The organism is Pseudomonas sp. LARHCG127, from assembly GCF_052871455.1.
Genome location: NZ_JBIXJT010000002.1, coordinates 391,151 through 403,334 on the forward strand (window position 1 = coordinate 391,151; position 12,184 = coordinate 403,334).

The 12,184-nt window shown below is 61.2% G+C and carries 9 protein-coding genes; 5 read left to right on the plus strand and 4 right to left on the minus strand.

Going from position 1 to position 12,184, the window contains the following annotated elements:
- Window positions 1–59 precede the first annotated feature (59 nt).
- Window positions 60–2,930: a putative bifunctional diguanylate cyclase/phosphodiesterase gene (locus ACIPQ1_RS05140; RefSeq protein WP_411385996.1), complete on the minus strand. Its 2,871-nt coding sequence runs from the start codon at window positions 2,928–2,930 to the stop codon at window positions 60–62.
- Between the two features lie 261 nt (window positions 2,931–3,191).
- Here ACIPQ1_RS05140 and uvrD point away from each other — a divergent pair, with 261 nt between their 5' ends.
- The 3 genes from uvrD (at window position 3,192) to ACIPQ1_RS05155 (ending at window position 7,103) form a co-directional block, all read left to right on the plus strand.
- On the plus strand, window positions 3,192–5,375 hold the full coding sequence (uvrD, locus tag ACIPQ1_RS05145; RefSeq protein WP_446533699.1) for a DNA helicase II: 2,184 nt from the start codon (window positions 3,192–3,194) through the stop codon (window positions 5,373–5,375).
- A gap of 304 nt (window positions 5,376–5,679) precedes the next feature.
- A complete protein-coding gene (locus ACIPQ1_RS05150) occupies window positions 5,680–6,555 on the plus strand; it encodes a Tim44 domain-containing protein (RefSeq protein WP_446533700.1) in 876 nt (291 codons plus the stop codon).
- A gap of 140 nt (window positions 6,556–6,695) precedes the next feature.
- Complete coding sequence (locus ACIPQ1_RS05155) at window positions 6,696–7,103, plus strand: SMI1/KNR4 family protein (protein ID WP_003187120.1); 408 nt, start codon at window positions 6,696–6,698, stop codon at window positions 7,101–7,103.
- Between the two features lie 13 nt (window positions 7,104–7,116).
- Here ACIPQ1_RS05155 and ACIPQ1_RS05160 read toward each other — a convergent pair whose 3' ends face one another.
- Window positions 7,117–8,880, minus strand: coding sequence for a cation:proton antiporter (locus ACIPQ1_RS05160; RefSeq protein WP_186728409.1), 1,764 nt, complete (start codon window positions 8,878–8,880; stop codon window positions 7,117–7,119).
- A gap of 277 nt (window positions 8,881–9,157) precedes the next feature.
- Here ACIPQ1_RS05160 and ACIPQ1_RS05165 point away from each other — a divergent pair, with 277 nt between their 5' ends.
- On the plus strand, window positions 9,158–9,643 hold the full coding sequence (locus ACIPQ1_RS05165) for an acyl-CoA thioesterase (protein ID WP_041023987.1): 486 nt from the start codon (window positions 9,158–9,160) through the stop codon (window positions 9,641–9,643).
- Between the two features lie 135 nt (window positions 9,644–9,778).
- Here ACIPQ1_RS05165 and pdxY read toward each other — a convergent pair whose 3' ends face one another.
- Complete coding sequence (gene pdxY, locus ACIPQ1_RS05170) at window positions 9,779–10,651, minus strand: pyridoxal kinase PdxY (protein ID WP_250965394.1); 873 nt, start codon at window positions 10,649–10,651, stop codon at window positions 9,779–9,781.
- A gap of 119 nt (window positions 10,652–10,770) precedes the next feature.
- On the opposite strand from pdxY, the gene ACIPQ1_RS05175 reads away from it, so the two are divergent.
- Window positions 10,771–11,193 (plus strand): DUF3301 domain-containing protein, encoded by a 423-nt coding sequence (locus ACIPQ1_RS05175; protein WP_250965395.1) that lies wholly within the window; start codon window positions 10,771–10,773, stop codon window positions 11,191–11,193.
- A gap of 12 nt (window positions 11,194–11,205) precedes the next feature.
- Here ACIPQ1_RS05175 and ACIPQ1_RS05180 read toward each other — a convergent pair whose 3' ends face one another.
- Window positions 11,206–12,171: a CobW family GTP-binding protein gene (locus tag ACIPQ1_RS05180; RefSeq protein ID WP_250965396.1), complete on the minus strand. Its 966-nt coding sequence runs from the start codon at window positions 12,169–12,171 to the stop codon at window positions 11,206–11,208.
- Between the last annotated feature and the right edge of the window lie 13 nt (window positions 12,172–12,184).

A 12,184-nucleotide genomic window follows, 5' to 3' on the forward strand; every position in this document is an offset into this window, starting at 1 on the left:
ACTTCCCGGCAGACGCGCTCGTCGTCTACCGGGAAGTTATCGTCGTCGTTCAGGTTAATTCAACCCAGGTGCTGCGCCCGCAACAACCCGGCCAAACCGTCTGCCTCCACCGGCCGGCTGATCAGATACCCCTGCACCTCATCGCAACCCTCGTTCCTGAGGAACTCAAGCTGCTCCTGACGCTCAACGCCTTCAGCCACTACCTTGAGCGACAAGCCATGGGCCATTGCAATGATTGCCCGGGTAATGGCGGTATCCACGCTGCCCTCGCCCAGCCCGCGGATGAACGCCTGGTCGATCTTCACGTAGTCCACCGGGATACGCTTGAGGTAGCTCAGGGATGAGTAGCCGGTGCCAAAATCGTCGATCGCCAGCTTGACCCCAAGGTCGCGCAATTGCTGGAACGTGGCGATGATGTGTTCAACGCTGTCGAGCAACTGGCTCTCGGTCAACTCCAGCTCCAGGTACTGGGGCGCCAGGCCGGTTTCCTCCAGCACTTGTCGCACCAGGCTGACCAGCTTGCCCTGGCGCAACTGATGCACTGACAGGTTGACCGACACCCTGATCGGCTCAAGCCCTTGGCGCTGCCATTCGCACGCCTGCCAACAGGCTTGGCGCAACACGAACTCGCCAATCGGTCCGATCAGCCCGGTCTCTTCAGCCAAGCCGATGAAATCTCCCGGCGGGACTCGGCCCATGGCCGGATGATCCCAACGCACCAGCGCCTCGGCGGCGTTCAGGCGACCGGTGGCCAGGCACAATTTGGGCTGATAAAAGACCTTCAGTTGTTGCTCTTCCAAGGCCTTGCGCAGTTGGTTTTCCAGTTGCAGGCGCTCCAGCGTGCTGGCCTGGAGGCTCTCGGTGTAGAACTGGAAGTTGTTGCCCCCCAGATGCTTGGCGTGCTGCATGGCCATGTTCGCCTGGCTGACCAGCGTGGCAATTTCCCGCGTGTTGTCCGGCAACAAGCTGATGCCGATGGAGGCACTGAGCACCAATTCATGACCTTCGATGGTCAACGGCACGCGCAGCTTGGCGGCCAGCCGGGTCGCCACCCGCGCCAGGCTGGAAAGGCTGCCGTAGGCATCGAACAACACCGCAAACTCATCGCCGGATAACCGGGCAATGGTGTCGGCCTCGGGCAGTGCATTGATCAAGCGCCGCGCCATTTTCTGCAACAACTGGTCGGCGATGTCATGGCCCAGGCTATCGTTGAGCAGTTTGAAACGGTCCAGGTTGATATGCAGCAACGCCAGGCTACGCCGTCCACCCTGGCGCACCCGCTGATGAGCTTCGTTCAGGCGCTCACGGAACAGCGAGCGATTCGCCAGCCCGGTCAGTTCGTCGTAATGGGTCAGGTAGCGCATGCGCTCTTCAGATTCGCGGCGCGCCGAAAGATCGGCGAAAAAGCCCACGATATGGCTGATATTTCCCCGAGCATCGCGCACGACGTTCAGTTGCAGCCATTGCGGGTACAACTCGCCGTTGGCCCGCGCCTCCACCAGCTCACCCTGCCAGGTGCCATGCTGTTTGAGCGCTTGGCGGATGATGGGATAGTGCCGGCGCGCGTCGCGACTGCATGGCAGGTTGACGACATTGCGCCCGAGCATGTCATCGATATTGAAACCGGTGACTCGCGTGAACGCTTGATTGGCCGCGAGCAGCACATAATTGGGGTCGAAAATCACAATCCCTTCGCTGGCGGCCTCGAACACCGTGGCCGCCAGCTGCCGTTGCTGCTCGAGTTCCTTGCTCGCGCTGATGTCGCGCCGGGTCCCGACCATGCGCAGCACCCGTCCGCTGGCGCTGCGCTCCACGGCTCGGCCACGGTCCTCGATCCAGACCCAATGGCCATCGCCGTGCCGCACCCGGTATTCGATCTGGTAATCCTCGCTGCGGCCCTTGAGGTGCTCGACCAGGGCCCGCTTGAGCGCCGGCAGGTCTTGAGGGTGCAGGCGCGGGGTGAGATGACTGAGCATCGCCGTGACGTATTCGGGCTCCAGGCCGAACAGCTCCTTGAGCTGGGTGTGATGGACTTCGTCAGTCTGCAGATTCCAATCCCACAACCCCAGCTCACTGGCCTTGAGGGCCAGGGCCAGGCGCGCCTCACTTTTGCTCAGGGCCTGGCTGGCGGCCTCCAGTTCAAGGCTGCGCTGCGCGACACGCGCCTCCAGGCCCACCTGGGCCGCTCGCAATTTTTCCTCGGCCGAGCGCCGTTGCTCAACCTCCCGGCCCAGCGCCTCGTTGAGCATCGCACCGCGGGTTTGGGTTTGCTGCAGATGCTCGATCAACGCCTGGTTCTGGAAACGGCGCAACATGCCATTCTGGATCAGGCGATTGACTTGCCAAGCCACCACGCTCAAGGAAACCAACACAATCAGCCCGAGCCAGCCCCAACCCCGCTGCTGCTCATCGCCGCCCCAGAAGAGATAGCCGATGGCCGGTAACAGGCAGGGCAAGGCAAAGGACAGGAACGCCGGAAGACTCACGGCATAGGCCACGCTGGCCGACAACGCGGCCGCGCCAATCAGGCCGAACACCCAGGCCTGCTGCTGGAAGCTGTCGGCCGGGACCAACGCGATGCCGGCCCCCGCCAGCGTAAGGCCGGTCATCGCCGAGCCCAGCAAAAACATACGCAACCAGATCGGGTGGGCCTGGCGGCTTGGCATTGCCGAATCGAAAGCCGCCACCTGGATCACCCGCAACGCCACCAGTGACAACAACCAGACGAGCCAGACGCTGACCAGGAAATAGCGCCGCGGCTCCCATAACAGTGCGGCGCAGACCAGACCGTTGAGCAGCATGAACAATGTAGGAAGCAGTGAGCCCTGATACAGCAGACGTGTGCGCTCGACCGCCATCTCCGTGGCGTACTGCTTGCAGATGACCCGCGGTTCCACACAGGGGCCCGCCGGATCGGAATTGAGGGTCATTGGCACTGTTCTTGTTCTTATAGAGAGGAGCGTGGAGAACCCGAAACAAGCGCCGAGCATACACAAGCCATGGGCCATCCCACACTGCCCCAGCTCATAAAAACATTGAAAAAAGTCGCTATTTCATTGGATGGCGCCCCTCCCGAGCGAGTCCCGCCAACGCCTGTAGCCCGTGACTCGCCGGTCATCACCAAACGGTCTTTTATCGGCCGATGCAAAGCTCGGTTTGCCCGGGGTGACGCTGCACCCTAGAATGCTCCGATGCGCGATGATCTCTCCCTTCTGCTGAACTCCCTCAACGATGCCCAACGCCAGGCCGTAGCCGCCTCCGTGGGTCGTCAGTTGGTCCTGGCCGGTGCCGGCTCCGGTAAAACCCGAGTGCTGGTGCACCGTATCGCCTGGTTGATCCAGGTCGAGAACGCCTCGCCCCATTCGATCCTGTCGGTGACGTTCACCAACAAGGCCGCGGCCGAGATGCGCCATCGCATCGAACAACTGATGGGCATCAACCCCGCCGGCATGTGGGTCGGCACCTTCCACGGCCTGGCGCACCGCTTGTTGCGGGCGCATTGGCAGGAGGCCGGGCTGAGCCAGACCTTCCAGATCCTGGACAGCGACGACCAGCAACGCCTGGTCAAACGGGTGATCCGCGAGCTGGGCCTGGACGAACAACGCTGGCCGGCCCGCCAGGCCCAATGGTTCATCAACGGCCAGAAAGACGAAGGCCTGCGCCCGCAGCATATCCAGGCCAGCGGCGACCTGTTCCTGGCAACCATGCGCAGCATCTACGAAGCCTACGAGGCGGCGTGCCAGCGTGCCGGGGTAATCGACTTTTCCGAGCTGCTGCTGCGTGCCCTGGACCTGTGGCGCGACCACCCGGGCCTGCTGGCTCACTACCAAAAGCGCTTCCGGCATGTACTGGTAGACGAGTTCCAGGACACCAACGCCGTGCAATACGCCTGGTTGCGCCTGCTCGCCAAGGGCGGCGACAGCCTGATGGTGGTGGGTGACGACGATCAGTCGATCTACGGCTGGCGCGGCGCCAAGATCGAGAACATTCACCAGTACTCGGCGGACTTTCCCGACGCCGAAGTCATCCGCCTGGAACAGAACTACCGCTCCACCGCCGGCATCCTCAAAGCCGCCAACGCCCTGATCGCCAACAACACCGGTCGCCTGGGCAAAGAGCTGTGGACTGATGGCGGCGAAGGCGAAGCGATCAACCTCTATGCCGCCTTCAACGAACACGATGAAGCCCGCTACGTGGTGGAAACCATCGAGAGCGCGCTGAAAACCGGCCTGGCCCGTAGCGACATTGCCATCCTGTACCGTTCCAACGCCCAGTCGCGAGTGCTGGAAGAGGCATTGCTGCGGGAACGGATCCCTTACCGCATCTATGGTGGCCAGCGCTTCTTCGAACGTGCGGAAATCAAGAACGCTATGGCCTACCTGCGCCTGATCGAAGGTCGGGGCAACGACGCGGCCCTGGAGCGGGTCATCAACGTGCCGACGCGGGGCATTGGCGAGAAAACCGTCGAGGCGATTCGCGATCACGCGCGCCACAGCCATGTGTCCATGTGGGAATCCATGCGCCAGCTGGTCACCAACAAAGGCGTGACCGGTCGCGCCGCCGGTGCCCTGAAGGCCTTCATGGACCTGATCGAAGACCTGGCCGCCAAGTGTGGGGAAATGCCCCTGCACTTGATGACCCAGACTGTCATCGAGCAGTCCGGCCTGATCGCCTACCACGAAGCGGAAAAAGGCGAGAAAGGCCAGGCCCGGGTGGAAAACCTCGAGGAACTGGTCAGCGCCGCGCGCAACTTCGAGAACACCGAAGAAGACGCAGACCTGTCGCCCCTGTCGGCCTTCCTCGGTCACGCCTCGCTGGAGGCCGGCGACACCCAGGCCGACGAACATGAAGACAGCATCCAGCTGATGACCCTGCACAGCGCCAAGGGCCTGGAATTTCCCTACGTGTTTCTCGTGGGCATGGAAGAAGGCCTGTTCCCCCACAAGATGAGCCTGGAAGAGCCGGGACGCCTGGAAGAGGAACGACGCCTGGCCTATGTCGGCATCACCCGCGCCATGCAGAACCTGGTCATGACCTACGCCGAAACCCGACGCTTGTATGGCAGCGAGACCTACAACAAAGTGTCGCGCTTCGTACGTGAAGTGCCGAAGGGCTTGATCCAGGAAGTGCGGCTGTCCAACAGTGTCAGCCGGCCGTTCGGCGGCGGCCAGCAACAAAGCACCAGCAGCTTGTTTGGCGGCAGCGATATCCCGGAAACCGGCTTCAGCCTCGGCCAGACCGTGCGGCATTCGGTATTCGGCGACGGCGTTATCCTCAACTTCGAAGGCGCCGGCGCCCAGGCCCGGGTGCAGGTGAATTTCAGCGAAGGCAGCAAGTGGCTGATGCTGGGATATGCCAAGCTCGAAGCGATCTAAAGGCCTTGCAGGAACTCTGTGGAAGCGAGCTTGCTCGCGATAGCGGTGGATCAGTCACTATTGTTGCTGACTGACACACCGCTATCGCGAGCAAGCTCGCTCCCACAGGTTGTTCTGGGGACGCCAAACATTTCCGATAGAACTTGTTCCCCTTTCCTACAGCCCAAAGCGAACAAGCTTTCTTGCGCAGCTGAAGCTGAACCTCACCTGTCACGCAAAAGCCCGAAACACTCTGCTGCTAGCCAGCAACAGTTCTGCTGTGCAACATGGCGCGCGTGCTATCCACAAATGGGAATGCCTTTATATGAAACGTTTTCTTAGCATCGCCATGGCGTTGTGCATCGGCCTGACGATGGCCATCGACGCCAATGCCGCCAAGCGCTTTGGCGGTGGTAAAAGCTCGGGAGCAGCCCCGACTCACCAGACCAGCCAGATGGCGCCGTCTTCTGCCGCCGGCTCTACCGCTGCCACCGCAGGCGCGGCCGGTGCCGCGGGCGCTGCCACCAAGGCCAGCGGCGCGTCGCGCTGGCTCGGCCCCCTGGCCGGCATCGCTGCCGGTGGCCTGCTCGCCTCCATGTTCATGGGTGACGGCTTCCAGGGCATGCAGATCTTCGACATCCTGATCATGGCGGTCATCGCCTTCCTGGTCTTCCGCTTCATTGCCGCTCGTCGTCGCAAGCAGCAGGAGCAACTCGCTCCAGCTGGCCACGCGCCGATGCAGCGTGAAGTGTTCAACCAGCAGCCTGCCAGCGCTTCGATCTTCGGTGGTTCGGCAGCGCCTGTGGCCGCTCGTCCGGTGATCAATGCGCCGGCCTGGTTCAATGAACAACGCTTCATCGAAGCCGCGCGCAACCACTTCATGGCCCTGCAGCAACATTGGGACGCGAACGAGATGGACAAGATCTCCGAGTTCGTCACCCCGCAATTGCTGGAATTCCTCAAGCGCGAGCGGGCCGAGCTGGGTGACGGCTTCCAGTCCACCTACATCGACAACCTCCAGGTGCAACTGGATGGTGTCGACGATCGCGCCGACAAGACCATCGCCACCCTGACCTTCAGCGGTCTGTCGAAGGATTCTCGCTTCGACAAGGGCGAAGCGTTCAGCGAAAGCTGGAACATGGAACGTGCCCAGGGCGATGACCAGCCTTGGCTGGTGGCCGGTATCCGCCAGAACGGTTGAACCTTTACCGGTTTTGCATGTTGAAATAAAAGAACCCCGGCTCAGGCCGGGGTTTTCTATTTCGCGGTTGCATCTATAGCGAGCTACTGTATAAACCGCTCCATATAAAACCGCGCCATCGAGAAAGAGGATCCCCGGACGTGGAAGAAATCATCGAACAATTGCGTGAAGCCAACGAGCCCGTACCGGTCCCGCTGGAATTGCCCGACGAAGACTTGCTGGTAGAGATCGAAGAGCAGCTGTTCATCGATATCCCGTTCGTCTTCAGGGAGTTTTTGCTGACCGTCAGCGACGTCGTCTACGGCAGCCTGGAACCGGTAACCGTCACCGATCCACAGTCCCACACCTACCTGCCGGATGTGGCCGCCAATGCCTGGGATGCCGGTGTCGACCGCAGCCTGATCCCGATCTGCCAGGACGGCGATGATTATTACTGCGTCGAAGAGGACGGCACGGTGGTGTTGTGGCAAGCCGAGGAAGAACTGATCGCCGAGGAAACCTGGGAATCGGTCTGGCACTGGGCCCGGGACGTCTGGCTGGAAAGCTGAGCCCCGCCGCCGGTCAATGGCCGGACGACTCCTTGTGGTTGTCCAGGGTTTCAAGCAAGGCCACCTGCATCCGCGTATGCAAGCGGATGAACCAGCGCCAGAGCAGTGCCGCCACGGCAGTCGCCACCACGGCAATCAGCACAAGCAACTTGTTGGTCGGCAGGATGCTGGCCGACAAGGCTGCCAATAGCAGAAAAATCACCAGCAGCGAGAGAATCGGGATCACTTCGGCGATCACCCGGCGCACGCGCTGGGTGTGGCGGCCAGCCATCTCCGGCTTCACGCCCATCTCCGCCAGCAGCATCGACAGCGCCTTGAGCTTGCGGTAAGCGGCAATCAGGAACGGCAGCGACAGCAGTAACGCTCCGCCCCAGATCAATGCTTTTTGCCAGCTCGGATCGCTGATCCAGGCTTGCAGGTAAGCCGACATCCGCTCGGCGAAATATCCCCCCGAGACAAAAATGGCGATGACCAACGCCAGGTTGACGCCTACCTGCAGGAGAATCCGCCGGATCATCGACGCCAGCATCGCGCCTTCGCCGTGGGGCTGGATGCTACGCAGCCATTCGCCATACATCCCCAGCACTCGCGTCAGCCGTTGCGGCATGGCCGTTGCCAACTTGACGGACAGCGGGTCGGCGGCCCGGATCAAGTAAGGCGTCAGCAGTGTGGTCAGCACCGAGACGGCGACCGCTACCGGGTAGAGGAAATCGCTGGTGACCTGCAAGGTCATCCCCAGCGACGCGATGATGAAGGAGAATTCACCGATCTGCGAAAGCCCCATCCCAACGCGCAACGAGGTGCGTCCATCGTTGCCGGCGATAAAGGCACCGAGGCCGCAGGACAACATCTTGCCAAGCACCACGGCGCCCGTAATCACCGCAATCGGCCAGGCGTATTGCAGCAATATCGCCGGATCGAGCATCAGCCCGATGGCGACGAAGAAAATCGCGCTGAACAGATCACGCACCGGCTCCACCAACCGCTCGATCTTCAGCAACTGCCGGGACTCGGCCATGATCGCACCGATCAGGAACGCCCCGAGCACCATGCTGTATTCCAGCTTCACCACCAGCAGGCAGAAGCCGAAACACAGGCCCAGTACGGTAATCAGCAGCATTTCGTTGCTGTCGAACTTCGCCACGTAGGCCAGCAACCTCGGCACCAGCAGAATGCCGATGACCAACGCGACGATCATGAACAGCGACAACTTGCCAACGGTGGAAAACACCTCGCCGGAGCTCACGGTGCCGCTGACGGCAATGCTCGACAGCAAGGCGATGATGCCGATACCGAGGATGTCCTCGACGATCAACACCCCGAAGATCAACTGCGCGAAGCGCTCGTTCTTCATCTTCAGGTCGTTGAGGGCCTTGACGATGATGGTGGTGGAGGAAATGGCCAGGATCGCGCCCAAAAACAGCGAGTCCATGGTGCTCCATTCGAACCAGCGGCCGATTTCATAGCCGATCCAGATCATCAACACGATTTCGAGGAACGCCGCGATGAAGGCCGTGGCGCCGACCTTGAACAGTTTGCGCAGGCTGAATTCCAGCCCCAGGCAAAACATCAGGAAGATCACCCCGAGCTCGGCCAGGGTCTTGATCGTGTCTTCGTCGTGGATAAAACCAAACGGCGGCGTGTGCGGGCCAATGATGAAGCCGGCCACGATATAGCCCAGTACCACCGGTTGTTTGAAACGATGAAAGAGTACGGTTACCAGCCCCGCAGCCATCATGATGATCGCCAGATCCTGGATGAAACTGATGGCATGCATGTCGGGGCTCCCTGTTCAAATGACGCACTGCCGAGCTGGAGAAATCCGTTTCCGCTGTAGGAATTGCCCTCACAAGGGGCTTTTGAAGGGTAACACCGCGACTTCCGACAAAAAGACGGTGCAATATATGGAAACAGATCCATCGGCGCGTGACGGCAAGCACAGGCGCAGCGTCCCGATATCGGTGGTTTTAAAACGGGGTGACCTGTTTGCAGGCCACTCTCCAGCATCCGCAGAGGTGCACTCCCGAATGACTGCCTTGAACCGTGAGTACGTTATGGAACCCGGAAACGCCCAGCTGTCGATGACGGTGTTGATGACCCCCGATATGGCCAATTTCTCTGGCAATGTCCATGGCGGCACCTTGCTCAAATACCTCGATGAAGTCGCCTACGCCTGCGCCAGCCGCTATGCCGGGCGCTACGTGGTGACCCTGTCGGTTGACCAGGTGATCTTCCGCGAGCCGATTCATGTCGGCGAGCTGGTGACCTTCCTGGCCTCGGTGAACTACACCGGCAACACGTCGATGGAAGTGGGCATCAAAGTCGTGACCGAAAATATTCGCGAACGCTCGGTGCGTCACACCAACAGTTGCTTCTTCACCATGGTTGCGGTGGATGACCAGCGCAAACCCGCTGCCGTGCCGCCCTTGCAGCCGCAAAACAGCGAAGAAAAGCGCCGCTACGAACAAGCCCAGCAACGGCGGCAGATTCGCCAGGAACTGGAGAAGCGCTACCAGGAGATCAAGGCAGACGGGCCTTGATCGGTCAATGAAAAATCAACTGTGCGAGCTTGCTCGCGATGGCGGTGTGTCAGTCAGCATCAGTATTGACTGATCGGCTGCTATCGCGAGCAAGCTCGCTCCCACAGGGGTTTTGCAGCATTTCCACAGGGGCGATCAGAGGCTGATCGGCACCGCCTCGAACCGCACCCGTGGATGGGCGATCCGGTCCTGGGCACGGACCAGTTCAAGTTCATAGCTTGTGCAGGCCTGGGTTTCCAGCAGCACTTCGTGCACCGCAGCGGCGGTGAATTCGAACGCCGCCACCAGGCTGTCCCCCAACAGTATCCGTGCCAGGAACAACCCCGAGGTCAGGTCACCCACACCCACCGGCTGGCGCGGGAACGCCAACAGTGGACGGCGCAGGTGCCAACTGCCCTCGGCGGTCACCAACAGCATTTCGAAGCTGTCATCGGGTTTGCCGGGGTAGGCCAAGTGCTTGACCAGCACCGCTTTCGGCCCACGGGCCAGCAGCGCGCGAGCCATCGCCAGGCAGTCCAGCAACGACTGCGCCTTGCGCCCGGAAAAACTGTCCAGTTCCAGTTGGTTCGGGCACATGAGATCCGCCACGGCAGCGGCTTCTTCCAAGAGAAATTTGCTCACCTCGGGCGCCACGATACAGCCCTTCTCTGGATGCCCCATGACCGGGTCACACAGGTACAGCGCCTTTGGATTGGCCGCCTTGATCCGCGCCACGCCCGTCAGAATCGCCCGCCCCTGGGCCGCGCTGCCCAGGTAACCGGATAACACCGCATCGCAATGCCCCAGCTCACCGATGGCGGCGATGCCTTCTACCAATGCGGGTATTTGCTCGGGCGCCAGCACCTCGCCGGTCCATTGGCCGTACTGGGTGTGATTGGAAAATTGCACGGTATTGAGCGGCCAGACGTTCACGCCGACCCGCTGCATCGGAAACACTGCGGCGCTATTGCCGGCGTGCCCGAACACCACGTGGGACTGAATGGCAAGCAGATGAGGCGTACGTTTCATGCGGGAAGTTTCCGTAAAACGATTGAAATTCAAGCCGCGCAGTATGCGACTAAACGCAGCCTGTACGACAGACCGGCGAGACAGTTAAGCTGACAGCAACTTGTCGGAGCACTTCGTTCATGCTGACCCTTGGAAACATTTTCGTGCTGATGCTGCTGGCTAGCGGCGGCGCCTGGCTGTGGCACAACCATGGCTTGCGCGAACGGGCGTTGGCGAGGGTCATGCAGCATTGCGCCAACCTCAAGATCGAGCTGCTGGACGGCAACGTGGCGCTGAAAAAAATCGGCTTCGTAAAGGACGCCAATGGTCGACGACGCCTGGCTCGCGTCTACACCTTCGAGTTCACCGTCACCGGCGAAAGCCGCCATTCGGGCACCATCACTCAGTTCGGTGCCCACAGCGCCCACATAGAACTGGCGCCCTACCCGATGCCGTTCGAAGAAACACCACCAACCCCTATTGAACCGGTCCAGACCAGGCCCAGGGCCGAAGTCATCGAGTTGAGCCAGTGGCGCCAGGAACACAACAAGTGGAAGCCTTGAAACAGGGTTGATTCAGGCACACCGGCAGTTCGCCAGTCCGGCTTGCAGGTGATCGACGTCTTGCGGCTGATCGAAAATCAGCTCGATCCGGGAATCCTGGCGCCATTCGCTGGCCTGCCAGCCCAGCGCCGTCCCTTCCAACGCATTGGCTGAAACCCAACCGTCGAGGCTGTGGATAACCATCTTGGCCCGTTTCCAGTCCTGGCCCTGTAGCCATCGTGTCAGCGCCGCTGCATCGAGTCGTTGGCTTGGGTGCCAGCGCCAACCGATACTCCAGCCACCCTCCTGTTGCTGATGCAGGCAGATTGGCTGAGTTGGGTCGGACCAGATGGCCGGTATCTGCCCCAAGCGCTTGGGCAGGGTCAAGTTATCCACAGCCCCGTGGCCCAGCGCCATCAGGCCTGGCAATCGCTCGATCGGTAATGCCGCGTGTTGCGTCCAGTACAACGCCCGCCCTGGCAGTTGCGCCGTCAACCGTTCGCGGTCGGCTTGGGTGAGGGTGTTGGATTTGTTCAGCACCAGCAGTCCGGCATCCGCCAAGGCTTGTTGCTGTGCATCGGGCAAGGGCTTGCCGTCCAACATCGCCCGGGCATCCAACACCAGCACACAGGGTTGCACCGCCAGCACGCCGAGCCATGGCGCCTCGCTCAACTGCCGCATCAACTGCGCCGGATGACCCAGGCCCGAAGGTTCGATGAACAGCCGATCGGGCCTGGCCTTGCGCAGCAAACGCCCAAGACCGATCTGAAACGGCGCGCCGTTGACGCAGCACAAGCAGCCGCCGGCCACTTCGCCCAGTGCGATACCATCGCCAGCCTGGGTCAGCAGCGCGGCATCCAGGCCGATCTGGCCAAACTCATTGATCAGTACCGCCCAGCGCTCATTGGCCGGGCGTTGGGCCAGCAAATGCTTGATCAGGCTGGTCTTGCCAGCGCCCAAGGGACCGGCGATGACATGGGTGGGAATGTGCTGCAACATAATCGACGACTTT

Excerpts from the sequence above, each read along its gene's own strand:
- ACIPQ1_RS05140 (WP_411385996.1), bottom strand. The coding sequence starts at position 2,930 with ATGACCCTCAATTCCGATCCGGCGGGCCCCTGTGTGGAACCGCGGGTC.
- uvrD (WP_446533699.1), top strand. The coding sequence starts at position 3,192 with ATGCGCGATGATCTCTCCCTTCTGCTGAACTCCCTCAACGATGCCCAA.
- ACIPQ1_RS05150 (WP_446533700.1), top strand. The coding sequence starts at position 5,680 with ATGAAACGTTTTCTTAGCATCGCCATGGCGTTGTGCATCGGCCTGACG.
- ACIPQ1_RS05160 (WP_186728409.1), bottom strand. The coding sequence starts at position 8,880 with ATGCATGCCATCAGTTTCATCCAGGATCTGGCGATCATCATGATGGCT.
- ACIPQ1_RS05165 (WP_041023987.1), top strand. The coding sequence starts at position 9,158 with ATGGAACCCGGAAACGCCCAGCTGTCGATGACGGTGTTGATGACCCCC.
- pdxY (WP_250965394.1), bottom strand. The coding sequence starts at position 10,651 with ATGAAACGTACGCCTCATCTGCTTGCCATTCAGTCCCACGTGGTGTTC.
- ACIPQ1_RS05175 (WP_250965395.1), top strand. The coding sequence starts at position 10,771 with ATGCTGACCCTTGGAAACATTTTCGTGCTGATGCTGCTGGCTAGCGGC.
- ACIPQ1_RS05180 (WP_250965396.1), bottom strand. The coding sequence starts at position 12,171 with ATGTTGCAGCACATTCCCACCCATGTCATCGCCGGTCCCTTGGGCGCT.